At 69.2% G+C, this 17346-nt stretch carries 13 protein-coding genes; 4 read left to right on the top strand and 9 right to left on the bottom strand.

Features of this window, described 5'->3' with window-relative positions; genetic code table 11:
• The first annotated feature begins 67 nt into the window (after positions 1-67).
• Entirely contained in the window at positions 68-703 is a 636-nt protein-coding gene (nth, locus tag LRK53_RS08200; RefSeq protein WP_027492407.1) for an endonuclease III, read from the top strand.
• A gap of 148 nt (positions 704-851) precedes the next feature.
• Here nth and LRK53_RS08195 read toward each other — a convergent pair whose 3' ends face one another.
• From LRK53_RS08195 to LRK53_RS08175, 5 genes are all read right to left on the bottom strand, one after another.
• Entirely contained in the window at positions 852-1460 is a 609-nt protein-coding gene (locus LRK53_RS08195; protein WP_027492406.1) for a class I SAM-dependent DNA methyltransferase, read from the bottom strand.
• 43 nt (positions 1461-1503) lie between these two features.
• Positions 1504-2421 (bottom strand): sensor domain-containing protein, encoded by a 918-nt coding sequence (locus tag LRK53_RS08190; protein ID WP_027492405.1) that lies wholly within the window; start codon positions 2419-2421, stop codon positions 1504-1506.
• On the bottom strand, positions 2418-2783 hold the full coding sequence (locus LRK53_RS08185; RefSeq protein WP_027492404.1) for a PadR family transcriptional regulator: 366 nt from the start codon (positions 2781-2783) through the stop codon (positions 2418-2420). The genes LRK53_RS08190 and LRK53_RS08185 overlap by 4 nt, the downstream gene beginning before the upstream one ends.
• Before the next feature lie 136 nt (positions 2784-2919).
• On the bottom strand, positions 2920-4725 hold the full coding sequence (locus tag LRK53_RS08180) for an EAL domain-containing protein (RefSeq protein ID WP_027492403.1): 1806 nt from the start codon (positions 4723-4725) through the stop codon (positions 2920-2922).
• An 18-nt stretch (positions 4726-4743) separates the two neighbouring features.
• Positions 4744-6390, bottom strand: coding sequence for a methyl-accepting chemotaxis protein (locus tag LRK53_RS08175; protein WP_027492402.1), 1647 nt, complete (start codon positions 6388-6390; stop codon positions 4744-4746).
• Between the two features lie 270 nt (positions 6391-6660).
• Between LRK53_RS08175 and LRK53_RS08170 the strand changes: the two genes are divergently transcribed.
• From LRK53_RS08170 to LRK53_RS08160, 3 genes are all read left to right on the top strand, one after another.
• Entirely contained in the window at positions 6661-7596 is a 936-nt protein-coding gene (locus tag LRK53_RS08170; RefSeq protein ID WP_027492401.1) for a peptidylprolyl isomerase, read from the top strand.
• Positions 7597-7855: 259 nt separating this feature from the next.
• Entirely contained in the window at positions 7856-9997 is a 2142-nt protein-coding gene (locus LRK53_RS08165; protein WP_027492400.1) for an AsmA family protein, read from the top strand.
• Between the two features lie 190 nt (positions 9998-10187).
• Positions 10188-11117: a DMT family transporter gene (locus tag LRK53_RS08160; protein WP_027492399.1), complete on the top strand. Its 930-nt coding sequence runs from the start codon at positions 10188-10190 to the stop codon at positions 11115-11117.
• Positions 11118-11180: 63 nt separating this feature from the next.
• On the opposite strand, the gene LRK53_RS08155 is transcribed toward LRK53_RS08160, so the two are convergent.
• The 4 genes from LRK53_RS08155 to LRK53_RS08140 form a co-directional block, all read right to left on the bottom strand.
• A complete protein-coding gene (locus tag LRK53_RS08155; RefSeq protein WP_235642619.1) occupies positions 11181-14330 on the bottom strand; it encodes an efflux RND transporter permease subunit in 3150 nt (1049 codons plus the stop codon).
• A gap of 10 nt (positions 14331-14340) precedes the next feature.
• A complete protein-coding gene (locus LRK53_RS08150; RefSeq protein WP_027492397.1) occupies positions 14341-15576 on the bottom strand; it encodes an efflux RND transporter periplasmic adaptor subunit in 1236 nt (411 codons plus the stop codon).
• 26 nt (positions 15577-15602) lie between these two features.
• Complete coding sequence (locus LRK53_RS08145) at positions 15603-16850, bottom strand: TolC family protein (protein ID WP_051257547.1); 1248 nt, start codon at positions 16848-16850, stop codon at positions 15603-15605.
• A 66-nt stretch (positions 16851-16916) separates the two neighbouring features.
• Positions 16917-17306, bottom strand: coding sequence for a hypothetical protein (locus LRK53_RS08140; protein WP_185754620.1), 390 nt, complete (start codon positions 17304-17306; stop codon positions 16917-16919).
• Positions 17307-17346 lie beyond the last annotated feature (40 nt).

Here is a 17346-nt window from a genome sequence, read left to right as displayed (position 1 = left end):
AGGCCGGGGCAGCGGCAAGACACTGGATGCCAGCTTGCGCTGGCATGACGGACGTTTCGCCATGCCCATGAAACGCGCCGACGTGGTCGAGCTGTTCACCCGCCTGCGCGAGCTGAACCCGCATCCGACCACCGAACTCGCCTACTCCACCCCGTTCGAGTTGCTGGTAGCCGTGGTGCTGTCTGCGCAGGCCACCGACGTGGGCGTGAACAAGGCCACGAAGAAACTCTATCCGGTAGCCAACACGCCGCAGGCGATCCTCGCGCTGGGCGAGGAGGGGCTGAAGAAGTACATCAGCACGATCGGCCTGTTCAACGCCAAGGCGAAGAACGTGATCGCGCTGTGCCGGCTGCTGATCGAGCAGCACGGCGGCGAGGTGCCGCACACGCGCGAGGCGCTGGAAGCGCTGCCCGGGGTGGGTCGCAAGACCGCCAACGTGATACTCAACACCGCCTTCGGCGAGCCGACCATCGCGGTGGACACGCACATCTTCCGCGTCGCCAACCGCACCGGCCTCGCCCCCGGCAAGGACGTGCGCGCGGTCGAGGACAAGCTGGCGAAGGTGGTGCCGCCAGAGTTCAAACACGACGCCCACCACTGGCTGATCCTGCACGGCCGCTACGTATGCAAGGCGCGCAAGCCGGACTGCCCGCACTGCCCGATCCGCGACCTGTGCCGCTACAAGCACAAGACCGTCGAATAATGGGAAAAACGCCCACGCAGCCTGGTTTTTGTAGGAGCGCACCCTGTGCGCGATGCTCTTGGCTCCGATCAACATCAGAGCATCGCGCACGACCGAAGGAAGTCCCTTGTGGACAGGGTGCGCTCCTACACGCACCGTAACCCGGGCGTCAGGCCGGCAGCTGCGCCCGCTCCAGCGCCGCGATGTGGCGTTCCAGCCGTGGCCCCAGGTAGCAGTGCGAGCCGCACGGCAGCAACCCCACCTTGCCGAACTCGCGCAGATACCAGGCCGGCGCGCGCGCCACGAAACCGTGGTGGTCGCCGGCCACGTCGTCGCGGCTGGTGAACACCTCCAGGAACGCCACGCCTTCGAGCATCTCGCCGATGCCCTGCAGCCCGGCGCGGATCTCCGCCGGCTTCAGGTAATGCAGCACGTCGGTACACACGATCAGGTCGAAGCGGGTATCGAAGCGCAATTGCTCCAGCTGGCCGAACCGCGCCAGCCCGATGTGGCGGCTGCGCCCGTAACGCGCCACCACGTACTCGCTGGCGTCCAGTCCGCGATATACGATGCCCGGCCGCAGCGCTCGCAGCGGCGCGCGCCAGGTCGCCTCGCCGCAGCCCACGTCGAGTACGTTGTGCACCGGCCGGCCCAGGTAGTACTCGGCCTGCGCCACCACCATCGCCATCTTGCGCTTCAGCTCCGCCGGCGAGCCCACCGCATGCCGCCGGTCGCGGTACCACTTGTCGAAATAGGCGCGGTCGTAGGTCTTGGGCATCGGCGGTCGGTCCGGCAAAGGCCGCATGGTAACCGGGTGGTCCTCAATCCGCCGCGCGTGGCACCAGCATGTGCTTGGCGACCTGGCCGTGCACCCGGCCCAGCGTGCGCGCCAGATGCAGGGTGGCGAACAGCAGCACGATGCCGATCACGCACATCGCGATCGCGTCGCCCCAACCCGGCACATGTGCGCCGAAACCCCAGTCCACGGTGACCTGGCGCGGCCAGGACAACCAGCTGTCGTCGCGGAACAGCATCGCCAGCGGCGCGCCGATGAACGCCACCGACACGCTGAGCAGGGTCACCGCCAGCGTGAAATACACGATGCCCAACGGCAGCATCAGCCACATGTAGCAAAGAGTGGTCCAGGTATGCACGTCGGTGAACATGCTGCCGATACGCTGCATCAGGCTCATGCCCTGGGTGGGATACACCGGCCGGCGCGGCATGCGCATGCCCAGCATCGCCTCCACGATGCGCCCTTCCACCAGCGACAGCACGCGCACGCTGCCGAAGAACAGCACGATGAACGGCAAGCCGATGATCAGCACCGACAGCCCCAGCGACAGCGACAGGCCGGTCACCGCCCAGGTGAAGTAGAAGATGCCGGTGGCCAGCGCCAACAGCATGTAGAACAGCGCGCCGTAGGTGCGCGGGTCGGCGGCGACGCCGAAGAAGCGCCCGGCCAGCGAGCGCCGCTTCGGCGACGGCGGCGGACGCAGTGCGCGCTGGATCTTGATCTCCTGGTCGCGGTAGATCTCAGCCACCTCATCCGGCGCGCCGTAGCTGCCGACGACGTGCTCCAGCATCGCCGCTTCGCTGCGCCCGGGCTGCTCGGCCAGTTCGGCGCGCAGGTGTTCCTCGGCGTCGTACAAAGCGTCCTGGACCAGCGCCGGGTCGGCGCCGCGCAGCGCGACACGCAACTGTTCAAGGTATTCGACGATGGTGCGTGGCGCGTTCATGACACCCCTCCTTGCAAGACGTTGTCGACGGAATCGCGGGTGGCGTTCCATGCGGCGACCCATTCGCGCAGTACCTCGCGCCCCGGTCGGGTGATGCGGTAATAGCGGCGCGGCGGCCCGCTGACGGACGGCTCGACCTCGCTGGCGAGCAGGCCGGCCGCCTCCAGGTTGCGCAGCACGGGATACAGCGCGCTCTGCTTGCCGGCCAGCACTCCCTCGCCCGTTTCTTCGAGCCGCTTGGCGATCTGGTAGCCGTACATCGGCTGGCGCGACTGCCCCAGCACCGCCAGCAGCACCAGCGACACGGTGCCGCTGGACAGCTCCTTCTGGAACTTCTTCAACTGGCTGGCGCTGTCGTCCACTTCAGCTCACCCGCACTGCCGCATGGCATTGAGTGAACCATAGTGTGAACTTGATACTAGTGCATAGGCCTGAAGTCATGCCCGGCCGGACCGCATCCGCGAACATGGCACCGCAACCACATCGCTCCGATGCGGCTCAGCGGGCAGGCTCCGTCGCCTCGCTCGCGGGGGCCAGCAACACGTGGAAGCCCAGCCGCTCGCGCTTGGCGTGCCGCTTGGCGCGGGCCGCCAGCGTGGCGATCACTTCCGGGCGTCGGGGAAACGGGGCCTGGATGCGCACCGCACCGATCGACGCGGTGGCCAGCGCGAAGAACTGCCTCGCGCCACGGCGATCCTCGCCCTCGATGCCGCCCTGGGCGAGGTCCTCGGCGTCGAACAGGGCCCGCGAACGCTCGTTGAACTCGGCGATGATGGTGCGGCAGCGCGGCTCCCAGTCGGCGCTCTGGAACAGCAGGATGAAATCGTCGCCGCCGATGTGGCCGACGAAGTCGCGCGCCGGATCGATCCGCGCGGTGAGGGTCGCCGCCAGCAGGCGGATCATCTCGTCGCCGCGGAAGTAGCCGTACTGGTCGTTGAATGGCTTGAAGTCGTTCAGGTCGACGTAGGCGGCGACGAAGATGCGCTGTTCGCGCAGCAGCCGCTCCATATGCTCGGTCACCGGGATGTTGCCCGGCAGGAAGGTGAGCGGGTTGGCGTAGCGCGCCGCCTCGATGCGCTGCTCGGTCACGCGCCGCACCAGCGACTCGCCGGTGCCGAGCCCGAGGTAGCGCCCGCCGCGGGTGATGATGAAACCGTCGGTCAGGTAGCGCTGGTCCTCGCCGCGCAGCACGTCGGCCATGCTCTCCAGCGACTGGCCCTCCTCGCACAGCAGGGGCGCGACGTGCATGAAGGCGTCGCAGGATTTCCGCCCGAACAGCTCGCGCGCGAACGGCTGTGCAAGGCGCTCGGTGAACACGCGGCGATTGATGAGGCCCACTGGGCGTTCCGCGTCGGTGACCGCTATGGCGTGCAGTTCGTTGTGCCGCGCGAACAGCACCGCCACGTCGTCGTTGGTCTGCTGCAGGGTGACGGCCGGGGCAGAAATTACCAGATGCCCGGCCCGCACCGGCCGCAGCGTGACCGGGCCGCGCGGTCGCGGCGGTACCGGCACCACGTGCCCGCGGATCGCCTCGCGGGCCTCGTCGCTGACCGCGGCAGCGGCCTCGGCCTGCGGCCTCCCCAGCAGGAAGCCCTGGACGTAGGAGATGCCCAGCTCCCGCAGCAGCCGCAGGTCCGCGGCATCCTCCACGCCTTCGCCCACCAGGTCGGCGCCGAGCGTCTCGGCGACGCTGCACAGTGCGCGGACGATCGCGAGTTTTTCGGCGCTGCGCGCCAGTCCGTGCACAAGGTAGCGATCGATCTTCACTATTTCGGGGTGAAGCTCGTTCCACATTTCGAAGTTGGAATGGCCGTTGCCGAAATCATCCAGCGCGATGCGCGTACCGCGGGCGCGCAGATAGCCGACGGCGTGCGCGAGCTCGGTGGGGTTCTGCACGATGTCGCGCTCGGTGATCTCGACCGTGATGCGGTCGATGCTGATGCCGGCGCCCGACAGGACCGCGATCAGCAGGTCCGGCTGCAGCCCGCCGTCCAGGATGGCGTGCGCGCTGAGATTGACCAGCAGGCGGCCGCCCGCGGACTGCCTGGCGAAGGCGGTGCAGACGGTGCGGGCGGCCAGCAGCTCGAACTCGCCGAGCCGGCCCTTGGCGCGGGCCAGGTCGAGCATGTCGAGCACGCTGAGGTCCTGCGCGCCTTCCGCCGGCCGGCACAGGCCCTCGTGCGCAACCACGGTCATGTCCTCGAGCCGCACCACCGGCTGGAACACCGCCCGCAGCCCGCTGCCGCCGGCCGCCTGGTCGAGCAGGGATGGACCGCGATTGTCTGGACCGATGACCATGCTCATGTGGGCTTGACCGTCTGCTCAGGTGAGGGCCGGAAGAAGGCGGGCGACCAAGGGACGCGCAGGTGTGACGGGCTCGTCTTCGACCGGCGGCGGGTCCGGCGCCTCCGCCAGGGTGAAGAAGCCGACTTCATCCAGCAGGGCCGTGGCGCTCTCCCGCATCGCGCGGCTCGCCATGGCGGCCTGTTCGCCGAGCGCGGCGTTCTCCCGCGTCATCGCATCCATGTCGATCACCGCCTGGTTCACCGCGGTGATCTCGCCGGCCTGCCCGCGGCCGGCCACCAGCATGGCCGCCATCGCCTCGGCCAGGCGATCGACGCTGCTGCCGATGCTTTCGATCACCCCGCCGGCCTGGGCGACCCGGCCCAGCCCACTGCGCACGGCGTCGTCGCTCGCCTTGACCAGCCCGCGGATGTCCCGCGCCGCCTCCGCGCAGCGCTGGACCAGCTGGCGCACCTCGACGGCCACGGCAGCGAACCCGCGGCCGTGTGCGCCGGCCCGGGCAGCCTCGATGGCTGCATTGAGGGAAAGCAGCCGGGTCTGGAAGGCCACCTGGTCGATCAGATCCAGCATGTCTCCCATGCGGCGGCTGGTGCGGTCGATGGCTTCCATCGAACCAATGGCTTCGTCGACGGCAAGGCGACCGTGCGCGGTCTGCTCGCGCGCCTCGCCCGCCGCGCGATCGGCGTCCCTGCCCAGCCGCGCGTTTTCGGTGAGGGTCGCCGCGATGCTGGCCATGGCGCCGGAGGTGCGCCGCAGTTGCTGCGCCTGCAGCTCGGTGCGCCGACCGAGCGCGTCATTGCCAGCGGCGATGTCGGCAGCATGATGGTCGAGCAGGCGCGACCGGTCACGCACCAGGCCGATCACCGCGGCCAGCTGGCGGTCCATGCCATCGAGGCTGCGCAGCAGGCGACCGATCTCGTCGTCGTGCCCAGGTTCGATCGGCTCGCCCAGCGATCCCTTCGCGATGCGCGCGGCCGCCCGCGCCGCGACAGCCAGGCGGCCGGTCAGCGAGCGCATGATGCGCAGGTCCATCCACAGCGTCAGCCCCAGCGCGGCGACCACCAGCAGAACCAACAAATACAGGCCGCGCCGGTTCGCCTGGTGCTGCAGCACCGCTTGCGCCTCGCCGTCGGCAAGTGCCAGCGCGAACAGGTTGGAAAAGTCGCTCTTGAGCGGACCGAAGGCGTTCTCCACGTCGTTGGAGACCTTGAGCCGCGCCAGGTCGAACTGCTCGGCCTTGAGCAGGGCGATGACCTCGTCGACGGCCGCATCCGCCGCGATGCGATGGGTTTCCGTCAGCGCCAGCAATTGCCGCTGCCGGGTGCCGAGGCCGCTCGCCCCGAGCGGCCCCCAGTGCTTGCGGACATCGATGCGGCGGGTCTTGACCTGGATCTCGGCGTCATCGACGGACGAGGGCAATTCGGTCAGCGCGGCGTGCGTCACCGACTGCAGCATGTCGTTGTAGTCGTTCTGGATCCGTCCCACGGACGCCACTGGCGCGAGGGTGTCCGACACCACGTGCCGCAGCCGCGTGTCGGCCCCTGCCAGCAACAGGGCGGACCCGGCACACACCAGCAGAAGCAGCACCACGGTGCCGGCCAGTCGCACCGCCAGGCGCGCACCGAACGAGGAGAAGGCAGGAAAGGCGAACGAGCGCAGGCGCATGGAGGGACCGGAGTGGACGAGGCCGCCAAGCTAACGGCGGCCACCTCGTTTACTTGAGGGGGAATCCAAATATTTCTTTTGTGTTTCAATTGCTTGGCAAATGCATTGCGGACCCGCCCGGTACATCCGGCGACTGGACTGGCGCTGCCACCACGGGCGACAAACATGCCCGGTTTGCAAGACAGTGCTGTTGCAGAGCCTTTGGTGTCGTGCCCGTCGGCACTCTGCTAAGTTGCCGCCCTCGCTCATCGTTTGCGCAGGGGGAATGCCATGCTCCGCCGCCACCTCGTCACCGCGCTTGCCCTGGCCGGCAGCCTGCTGGTGCCGCCTGCCGTCGCCGCCGAACAGGACAAGCCCACGCCGACCGCGAAGGAGATCCTGGCCAAGTCCGCGCCGGTCGAATGGCGCACGCCGGACCCGCAGAACCTGCTGCTGATGCAGCTGCCGAGCGGGCGCGTGCTGATCGAGCTGGCGCCGGACTTCACTCCGCTGCACGCCGCCAACATCCGCACCCTGGTGCGCCAGCACTACTTCGACGGGCTGGCGATCGTCCGCGTGCAGGACAACTTCGTCACTCAGTGGGGCGACCCCAACGACGACGACGGCGACAAGAGCAAGCTCCGATCGCTGGGCAAGGCCAGCAAGACGCTGCCCCCGGAGTTCACCCGCGCGATCGACGCGAAGCTGCCGTGGACACCACTGCCGGATGGCGACGTGTACGCGCCCCAGGTGGGTTTCAGCGAAGGCTTCCCGGTGGCGCGCGATCCCGCCAGCGGGCAGCAATGGCTGACGCACTGCTACGGCATGGTCGGCGTGGCGCGCGACGTCGCGCCGGAAACCGGCAGCGGCAGCTCGCTGTACGCGGTGATCGGGCAGGCGCCGCGCCGGCTCGACCGCAACCTCGCCGTCGCCGGCCGCGTGCTGGAAGGCATGCCGCTGCTCTCCGGCCTGCCGCGCGGCCCCGAGCCGATGGGCTTCTACGCGAAGCCGGAGCAACGCGTCAGCATCGAATCCGTGCGCCTGGTCGCCGATCTCCCCGCCACGCAGCGTCCGGCGATCGAGGCGCTGCGCACCGACAGCGCCACCTTCGCCACGCTGGTCGAAGCCAAGCGCAACGGCCGCAACGCGTTCTACGCGCGACCGGCCGGCAAGGTCGACCTGTGCGGCATCGACGTGCCGGTGCGCGAGGCGAAGCCGACGCACTGAAGCAACGCTGCCCGCCAGCGGGCAGCCTTTGCAGCGAGCGAACGCGGCATGGCCCCCGGCGCTGCCGCCCCGCTGTCCGCCAAGGAACGCATCCGCGCCGCGATCGCTGCCGCCGCCCGACTCCGCTGCAGGCTGCGCCGGCGACCGCGTGTGAACGGGGTCTGAAAGCAACCGGCCACCACCACACAACTTTTGCATGCCGGCGGCTATCACTGGGCATATGGCTCGACGCGCAGGCCAACCGCCGCGGGAGTGACGGATGCAACGCAGCCGAAAAGTACTCAGCTGGATCGCAGGCACGCTGCTGGTGCTGCTCGCGGTGCTGCTGCTCGCCGTCGCCACGTTCGACTGGAACCGCATGAAGCCGTTCATCGGCGACAAGGTCAGCCAGGCGATCGGGCGACCGTTCGCGATCAACGGCGCACTGACCGTGGACTGGCGACGCGACCGCCTCGCCGGCTGGCCCGGTTCGTGGCTGCCGTGGCCCGAGTTCACCGCGCGTGACATCCGCATCGCCAACCCGGACTGGGCTGCGCAGCCGCAGTTCGCCCACCTTGACGCGCTGCGCTTCCGGTTGTCGTTGCCGGCGTTGCTGGCGCATCGCATCGAGGTGCCCACGCTGCAACTGGTGCGCCCCACGGTCGACCTGGAGCGCGACAAGTCGGGCCGCGCCAGCTGGGATTTCGCGCTGCCGCAAAGCACCGTGCCCTCCGCCTGGAAACTGCAGCTGGGCACGATCGGCTTCGACCAGGGGCTGCTCACGCTCGACGATGCCGCACGCCGGGTGAAGCTGCAGCTGGTGGTGGAGCCGCTGCAGCAAGCCATTCCCTACGAGCAGATCGTGGCGCAGCAATCCAGTGATGCGCGCGAGCAGGCCGGCAAGACGGCCGGCGCGGCCGCGACCAGGGCCATGGCCGGCGGCGAGGCCACGCCGGAACGGGTCGGCCAGGCGACCGCGTCGACCGCCTACCAGTTCGGCTGGACCGCCGAAGGCAGCTACCAGGGCAGCCCGCTCAAGGGCAAGGGCCGCACCGGCGCCGTGCTGGCGCTGCAGGACAAGAGCATGCCGTTCCCGCTGCAGGCCGACCTGCGCATCGGCGACAGCCACATCGCGCTGGTCGGCACACTGACCGATCCGCTGCACCTGGGCGCGCTCGACGTGCGCCTGTGGTTCTCCGGCTCCAGCATGGCCAGGCTCTACCCGATCACCGGCATCACCCTGCCCGACACACCGCCCTACGCCACCGAGGGCCACCTCAAGGCCGAGCTGCACCGCCACGGCAGCCGCTACGACTACCAGGGTTTCCGCGGCCGCGTCGGCGGCAGCGATCTTTCCGGCAACCTGCTGTTCGTCACCGGCGGTGCACGGCCGAAGCTGAGCGGTGACCTGCACTCGAAGCTGCTGCAGTTCGCCGACCTGGCCCCGCTGATCGGCGCCGATTCCCGCGCCGGCAAGGAACGGCGCGGCGACGCCACGCCGCAGCCGGCCGACAAGCTGCTGCCGGTCGAACCGTTCCGCACCGACCGCTGGCAGGCGATGGACGCGGACGTCACCTTCACCGGCGCACGCATCGTGCGCGGCGCGGCGCTGCCGATCGACTCGCTCGGCACCCACCTGGTCCTGAACAACGGCGCGCTGTACCTCGACCCGCTGAGCTTCGGCCTGGCCGGCGGCACGGTGCGCAGCAACCTTACCCTCGACGGCAGCCGCACGCCGATGCGCGGCGTGCTGAAACTCGGCGCGCGGCGGCTCAAGCTCAAGCAGCTGTTCCCGACCTTCGAACCGATGCGCAGCAGCCTCGGCGAGATCAACGGCGACGCCACGCTCGATGCGCAGGGCAACTCGGTCGCCGCCCTGCTCGGCAGCGCGAACGGCGAACTGAAGCTGCTGATGAACGATGGCGCGATCAGCAAGACCCTGCTGGAAACCGCCGGCCTCAACGTGGCCAACATCGTCATCGGCAAGCTGTTCGGCGACAAGACGGTGCCGATCAACTGCGCCGCTGCCGACATGGCCGCGACCCACGGCCTGTTCGACATGCGCCTGTTCGTGTTCGACACCGGCGACGCGGTGGTCAACGTGACCGGTACGGTGAACTTCGCCGACGAGAAACTCGACCTCGACGTGAAGCCGCACACCAAGGGCTTCCGCGTGTTCTCGCTGCGCTCGCCGCTGTACGTCCACGGCACGCTGAAGAATCCGGACGTCGGCGTGCACGCCGGCCCGCTGCTGGCGCGCGGCGCCGGCGCCGTAGCGCTGGGCGCAGTCGCCGCCCCGGTCGCAGCCCTGCTCGCCCTGGTTGCGCCCAGCCACGGCGGCGATGGCGACAACACCTGCCGCAGCGTGCTGCAGCAGTTGCGCAGCTCCGGCACGATGATGCGGACGCGCCCCCGCCGGTAGGAGCCCGCTGGCGGGCGATGCTTTTGCTCTTGCGAATCCCGAATCCCGAATCCCGAATCCCAGCTTCAAAAGCATCGCCCGCCAGCGGGCTCCTACCGGTGCGTTGCTGTGACAACCGGTGTGCCTTGGCGATATTCGCGGCGAGGCCCGGCGCTAGAATGCCGGCTCCCTACTCTCGCACGATGCCCCCATGCAACCCGTCAACCAGGCCCGCCTGCAGATCCATTTCTGCGTGTTGCTGTGGGGTTTCACCGCAATCCTCGGCAAGCTGATCACGCTGCCCGCATTGCCGCTGGTGTGGTGGCGCATGCTGCTGGTGGTGGCGGCGCTGCTGCTGATGCCGCGGGTCTGGCGTGGTTTGCGCGCGATGCCGGCGCGGCTGATCTGGGCGTATGCCGGCATCGGCGTGCTGGTGTCGCTGCACTGGCTCACCTTCTACGCGGCGATCAAGCTGTCGAACGCCTCGGTCGGCGCCACCTGCATCGCGCTGGGTCCGGTGTTCCTGGCCTTCATCGAACCGTGGATCGCCAAGCGCCGGTTCGATCCGCGCGAGCTGCTGATCGGCGTGGCGGTGGTGCCGGGCGTGGTGATGGTGGTGGGCGGCGTGCCGCACGACATGCGTGCAGGGATCGCGGTGGGTGTGCTGTCGGCGCTGTTCGTGGCGTTCTTCGGCTCGCTCAACAAGCGCCTGGTCGAGCACGGCGACCCGCTCACGGTGACCTTCATCGAGCTGGGCACCGGCACCATCTTCCTCACCCTGATCGCGCCATTCATTCCGCACGCCGGCCCGGCCTTCATGCTGCCGGGCGCGCACGATGCGCTGCTGCTGCTGGTGCTCGCGTTCGGCTGCACCTTGCTGCCGTTCACGCTGGCGTTGGTGGCGCTGCGCCACATGAGCGCGTTCGGCACACAGATGGTGACCAACCTGGAGCCGGTCTACGCGATCGTGCTGGCGATCGTGCTGCTGGGCGAGCAGCGTGAGCTGGACGGCTGGTTCTATGCCGGCGTGGCGGTGATCCTGGCCGCAGTGTTCATGCACCCGCTGATGAACCGGCGCGCGCGCAGCACCAGGCAGCCCGAACTGCTCGGCACGACCGAAAGCCACTCCCTGGTCGACTGATCCATCGGCACCCGCTGACAGGTGCCCGGGCCATCGACCACTTCGGCAGTGGCCGATGGCGTCTCAGCCGGCGGGCACCGGTCGGCGTGCCTCGCTGGCACCGCGCACCCAGCGGTACAACGCCGGCAGCACCAGCAGGGTCAGCAGCGTCGAGGACAGGATGCCGCCGATCACCACCGTGGCCAGCGGACGTTGCACTTCGGCGCCGGTGCCCACGTTCAGCGCCATCGGCACGAAACCCAGCGATGCCACCAGCGCGGTCATCAGCACCGGCCGCAGGCGGGTCAGCGCACCTTCGACGATGGCACTGTCCAGGTCATGGCCTTCGTCGAGCAGGCGGCGGATGAACGACACCAGCACCACGCCGTTTAGCACCGCCACGCCCGACAGCGCGATGAAGCCCACGCCGGCGGAAATGGAGAACGGGATGCCGCGCAGCCACAGCGCCAGCACGCCGCCGGTCAGCGCCAGCGGCACGCCGCTGAAGATCACCGCGGCATCCCGCGCCGAACCGAACGCCATGAACAGCAAGCCGAAGATCAGCAGCAGCACGACCGGAACCACCACCTGCAGGCGCTGGCTGGCCGAGATCAACTGCTCGAAGGTGCCGCCGTAGTCGATCCAGTAGCCCTCCGGCAGGGTGACCCCGGCGGCCACGGCGCTGCGCAACTCCGCCACGAACGAGCCCAGGTCGCGGTCGCGCACGTTGGCGGTGACCACCACCCGGCGCTTGCCGCTTTCGCGGCTGATCTGGTTCGGCCCGGTGGACAGTTCGATGCGCGCCACCTCGCCCAGCGGTACCGTGATGGGGGCGGACGGATCAGCGCGCGCCGGCAGCGGTATCGGCAAGCTACCCAGCGCCTCCAGCCGGCTGCGCTGCGCCTCCGGCAGGCGCACCACGATGTCGATGCGCCGATCGCCCTCGAACACCTGGCCGGCGGGGCCGCCGCCCATCGCGATGGACACCGTGTCCTGCAGGTCGGCGACGGACAGCCCATAGCGGGCCAGCGCGGCGCGGTCGGGCTGGATCGTCAGCAGCGGCAGGCCGGTGGATTGCTCCTGCTTGACGTCGGCGGCACCGGCGACGCCGGCGGCAACCTGCTCCACCCGTTCGCCCAACGCCACCAGCGTGTCGAGGTCGTCGCCGAAGACCTTGACCGCCACCTCCGCGCGCACGCCGGCGATCAGCTCGTTCATGCGCATCTGCACCGGCTGCGTGAACTCGTAGTTGTTGCCCGGGATGGCGCGCACGGCCGCGTCCATCTCGCGGACCAGTTCGGTCTTGGGCTTGCGCGGATCGGGCCAGTCCTTGCGTTCCTTCATGATGATGTAGGTATCGGCGACGGACGGCGGCATCGGGTCGGTCGCCACATCGGCGGTGCCCAGCTTGGCGAACACGTGGTTGACCTCCGGGAACTGCTTGATGCGCGCTTCCAGTTGCACCTGCATGCCGATCGCCTGGTTCAGCCCGGTGCCCGGGATGCGCAGCGCATGCACGGCGATGTCGCCTTCGTCCAGGTCGGGGATGAATTCGGCGCCGAGCCGACCGGCCAGCAGCCCGGCGGCGACGACCAGCACGGTCGCCGCGGCGACCACCGCGATTCGCCACGCCATCACCCGCTGCAGCAGCGGCGCGTAGACGCGGCGAACCGCGAGCATCACCCGGTTCTCCCGCTCGGCCACGCGGCCGGTCACGAACATCGCCACCGCCGACGGCACGAAGGTCAGCGACAGCGCCATCGCCGCGGTGATTGCGATCACCACGGTGAACGCCATCGGGTGGAACATCTTTCCCTCGACCCCCGAGAGACTGAAGATCGGCAGGTACACGGCGGCGATGATGAACAGGCCGAACAGGCTCGGCTTGATCACCTCGGCCGTAGCGCTCGCCGCCAGCGCGAAACGCTCTTCCCGGCGCAGCATGCGGCCCAGGCGGTGCTGCGCCTCGCCGAAGCGGCGCAGGCAGTTCTCCACGATGATCACCGCGCCATCGACGATCAGGCCGAAGTCGAGCGCGCCCAGGCTCATCAGGTTGCCGGAAATGCCGTTGCCGACCATGCCGCTGATCGTCATCAGCATGGTCAGCGGAATGACCGCGGCGGTGATCAGCGCCGCGCGCAGGTTGCCCAGCAGCAGGAACAGCACCGCGATCACCAGCAACGCGCCTTCGACCAGGTTCTTCTGCACCGTGCCGATGGCCCGGTCGACCAGCAGCGTGCGGTCGTACACCGTGCGTGCACTGACCCCGTCGGGCAGGCTCGCGTTGATCGTCTTCAGCTCGGCCGCGACCCGCTGGGCCACGATGCGGCTGTTCTCGCCGATCAGCATGAACACGGTGCCCAGCACGGCCTCGTGACCGTTCTCGGTCGCCGCACCGGTGCGCAGTTCCTCGCCCTCGGCGACTTCGGCCACGTCGCGCACGCGCAGTGCCACGCCGTCCTTCTGCCCGATCACGACCTCGCGCAGGCCATCGAGGTCGGCGATCTGCCCAGGCACACGGATCAGGTACTGCTCGCCGAACCGCTCGATATAACCGGCACCGACATTCGCGTTGTTGCGTTCCAGCGCCTGTTGCACGTCGACCAGGCTCAGCCCGTAGGCAGCCAGCCGGGCCGGATCGGGGGTGACGTGGAACTGGCGCACGAAGCCGCCAATCGTGTTCACCTCGGTCACCCCGGCAAGGTTGCGCAGCTGCGGCCGGATCACCCAGTCCTGCAGTGAGCGCAGGTCGGTCGGCGTCCACGGCTGGCCGTCGGCACGCCGCGCAGCGGGAGCAGCCTCGACCATGTACATGAAGATCTCGCCCAGGCCGGTGGCCACCGGCCCCAGCGTCGGCTGCACGCCCGGCGGCAGTTGCGTGCCGACCTCCTTCAGCCGTTCGGCCACCTGCTGCCGCGCGAAGTACACGTCGGTGCCGTCCTCGAACACTGCGGTGATCTGCGACAGGCCGTAACGGGCGATCGAGCGCGTCTGCTGCAGATGCGGCAGCCCCGCCAGCGCCGTCTCGATCGGGTAGCTCAGGCGCCGTTCCGCTTCCAGCGGCGAATAGCCGGGCGCCTCGGTGTTGATCTGCACCTGCACGTTGGTGATGTCGGGCACTGCGTCGATCGGCAGCTTCGAATAGTTCCAGGCGCCAAGTGCACCCAGCCCCAGCGCCAGGATGAGCACCAGCAGGCGATGCGCGATCGCGGCGCGTACAAGTCGTTCAAGCATGCCGGCGTCCTCAGTGGTCGTGGCTGGCGCCGGACTTTTCGATGTCCGCGCGGATGAGGAAACTCTGCTCGCTCACGTAGGCCGTGCCGGGCTTGAGGCCGCCGAGCACCTCGACCGCCCCGGCATCGCGCGCACCCAGCTCCAGCATGCGCACCTCATAGGTGTCGCCGACCCGGGCGAACACCACGGTGAAGTCGCGAAAGCGCTGCAGGCCCGAAACCTTCACCGCCAGCGGCACTTCACGCTGGGCGACGGTGACATCCCCGACCACCGCCATACCCGGACGCCAGGCGCCGTCCGGGTTGAGGATGCGTGCGCGGGCCACCACGCTGGTGCCCATGTGGGTGACCGGTACCAGGGCGTCGATACGGGTCGCCAACGCCTCGCCGCCGCTGGCCGGGCGCACCCTCACCGCCTGCCCCGGCCGCAGCCGGTCGGCGTCGCGTCCGACCGCATGCAGTTCGACCCAGACCGAGGACAGGTCTGCGATCTCGAACAGCGGCGCCTCACCGGCGACGTCACCGACATTCGTGTTGCGCGCCAGCACCACGCCGTCCAGCGGTGCGGTGACGGTATAGCTGCGCATGCTGTCGTTGCCTTCCACCGTGGCCAGCGTCTGCCCGCGGCGTACGCGGTCGCCCAGGTTCACCGGCACGCTGCGCACGATGCCCGGAAAACGGGCGCGCACCATCGCCTGGCGGCTGCGGTCGATCGCCACGCGCCCCATCAGCGGCAGCACGTCGCGGATCGTGGCCGGGCCGGCCACCGAGGTTTTCACTCCTGACGCTACGGCAATCGCCGCCGGGATCGTGACGCGTCCTTCGTACGAGGCGTAGTTCCACGCATGCGTCTTGCCGGCGTGGACGGCACTGACCTTGACGTCGAACGAATGCGGCTCGATCACCGTGCCGTCGGCAACCAGCGCGTCGCCCTCGGGCCGGAACGTGAAGCGGGTGGTTTCGCCGTCCAGACGTCTGATCTCGATCAACGGCTGCAGCGCATCCGGCGGCAGCAGCTTGCCGTCGCGATAGCCGTACAGGCGGAACTCCGGCGGCACGCCGGCTTCGTAGACGGTGACTTCGAGTGCGAACGAACCGTCGCGCAGCAGGCGGCCGTTGTGCGGGCCGCGCTCGAACGCATCGGCGGCAGCGTGTTCGCCTGCGGCCGGTTCATGCGCGGCACGATCGCCGCAGGCGCCAAGGGCAACAGTGGCGAGAACCAGCAGTACCAGTGCAATGCGCTTGATGGGAGCGCTTTTCAGGGACATGAACTTCATGGCGACGAAACTCCGGCCGAGACCGTCATCCGTTCGATGTCGGTCAACAAGATGTGGTAACGGACGGCGGCGTCGATCTGCGCGTTGCGCAGTTCGAGCAGCGTGCGCTGGGCCTGCGACAGCGCGACGAAGCTGAAGCGCCCCGCCTCGAAACCCTTGCGGGTCAGCGCCAGCGCGGCTTCGGCCTTCGGGATCATGCGGTCGCGATGCGCCTCGAAGGCGGTACGCGCGTGGACCATTTCCTGGTACGCGGAGAACAGCCGCTGGCGCACGTCCATCTGCTGCGCCTGTGCGCGCGCGTCGGCCGCCTCGGTCTCGGCCTCCGACTGGGCTACGCTGAGCGCCGAGCGTCCGGCACTGCCCAGCGGCAGCGATACCCCGGCGATCAGCGCCGTGTCGTTGAACGTCGACAGCCGCCGCACGCCGACGTGCCAGGTAACGTCCGGCTTGGCGCTGGCGGCGGCGACGCGCTCGCGCGCCCGTGCCGCGTGCGCGTCCAGCGCCAGGCCGCGCAAAGCGGGGTTGTCGGGCAGGCGCGAAATGAGGGCTGCATACGACGGTACCGCGGGCAACTCGAACAGGTTGCCGGCCACCGCGTCGAAATCAGGCTCGGCGGCATGCCACAGCGCGGCCAGGGAGACCCTAGCACTGGCCAGCTCGTGGGACGCGTGCTCCACCTCGATGTCGGCGCGCGCCTCGGCGATCTGCATCAGGTCGAGGTCCGACTCCGGACTGCGGCCGGCCTGCACCCAGCGCCGCACGGTCGCCGTCAGCTCGTGCGCGAGGGCGAGGTCCTGCGCCGCCAGGGTGGTGCGCGCCTGGTCGGCGAGCACTTCGACGAAGCGCCGTGCGGCCTCGGTGGCCAGCTCCAGACGGACCTGTTCCAGCGCATTGCGCGACCGCTCGATGTCGATGGCACCCGCGGCCACGCGAGCGTCGCGCTTGCCGCCCCGTTCGAGGACACGGCCCAGCCGCAAGGTGGTCTCTGCCGCTCCGACGCCGGCCAGCGATCCGCTGCCGGCCACGTTCTCCACCTCCGCCCCCACCACCCAGGGCGGCGCAAGACCGGCAAGGTCCGCCTGCCGTTCGGCGGCGACGACGGTCCGGTCGCCGGCACGAATGGCCGGGTTGTGCGCAAGTGCACGAGCCACCGCTTGCGGCAGCGAAAGGGCCTCGCCCGCCACCGCAGGCGCACCGAAACCGCCCGCCAGCAGCAGGAGGCACAGACAGCGTAAAGAAAACACGACGATCTCCCATCGAATGCACAGTCAACGAGTTCAGGCCGCGAGGCGGCCGTCGGGACGTTGCCGTCAGACGATGGGAGGGCGATGCAGGCGGGTCAGCGAACCGTCGGGTGCGGAGGCATCCTGCCAGGGCGTGCAGGCGTCTGCCTGCACCGGTGCGCACAGCGCAACGACGACTTGCGGCAGGGTTGCCGCTGCGCCGGCCAGGTAATGCGCATGGACGTGCGAGCCGTCCGGCAACGGCACCACCGGCTCGCCGGCACTGTCGGCATGCTGGTGATCGGCGGCGGCATCGGCGGCGATCGCGTGCACTGCCGTGTGCGCGCCGTCATGGCTATGCGTGATCCATCTCGGCATCAAGGCCGACAGCACCATCGCCAGCGCGAACAGCAGCACCGTGCGCACCATGACGGGGCGACGATGGGGCAAGCGGCGAAGAGTACGAAGTACGCTCATGACCCGCCCACTATGCGCAGGAAAAGCCACGAAGGCAACC

The sequence above is a fragment of the Rhodanobacter thiooxydans genome, from assembly GCF_021545845.1.
GTDB lineage: Bacteria > Pseudomonadota > Gammaproteobacteria > Xanthomonadales > Rhodanobacteraceae > Rhodanobacter.
Note: the sequence above shows the minus strand (reverse complement) of the source record. Positions and strands in the feature narration are given on the sequence as shown.

Excerpts from the sequence above, each read along its gene's own strand:
- LRK53_RS08160 (WP_027492399.1), top strand. The coding sequence starts at position 10,188 with ATGCAACCCGTCAACCAGGCCCGCCTGCAGATCCATTTCTGCGTGTTG.
- LRK53_RS08175 (WP_027492402.1), bottom strand. The coding sequence starts at position 6,390 with ATGCGCCTGCGCTCGTTCGCCTTTCCTGCCTTCTCCTCGTTCGGTGCG.
- LRK53_RS08140 (WP_185754620.1), bottom strand. The coding sequence starts at position 17,306 with ATGAGCGTACTTCGTACTCTTCGCCGCTTGCCCCATCGTCGCCCCGTC.
- LRK53_RS08195 (WP_027492406.1), bottom strand. The coding sequence starts at position 1,460 with ATGCCCAAGACCTACGACCGCGCCTATTTCGACAAGTGGTACCGCGAC.
- LRK53_RS08180 (WP_027492403.1), bottom strand. The coding sequence starts at position 4,725 with ATGAGCATGGTCATCGGTCCAGACAATCGCGGTCCATCCCTGCTCGAC.
- LRK53_RS08170 (WP_027492401.1), top strand. The coding sequence starts at position 6,661 with ATGCTCCGCCGCCACCTCGTCACCGCGCTTGCCCTGGCCGGCAGCCTG.
- LRK53_RS08190 (WP_027492405.1), bottom strand. The coding sequence starts at position 2,421 with ATGAACGCGCCACGCACCATCGTCGAATACCTTGAACAGTTGCGTGTC.
- nth (WP_027492407.1), top strand. The coding sequence starts at position 68 with ATGAAACGCGCCGACGTGGTCGAGCTGTTCACCCGCCTGCGCGAGCTG.
- LRK53_RS08155 (WP_235642619.1), bottom strand. The coding sequence starts at position 14,330 with ATGCTTGAACGACTTGTACGCGCCGCGATCGCGCATCGCCTGCTGGTG.
- LRK53_RS08165 (WP_027492400.1), top strand. The coding sequence starts at position 7,856 with ATGCAACGCAGCCGAAAAGTACTCAGCTGGATCGCAGGCACGCTGCTG.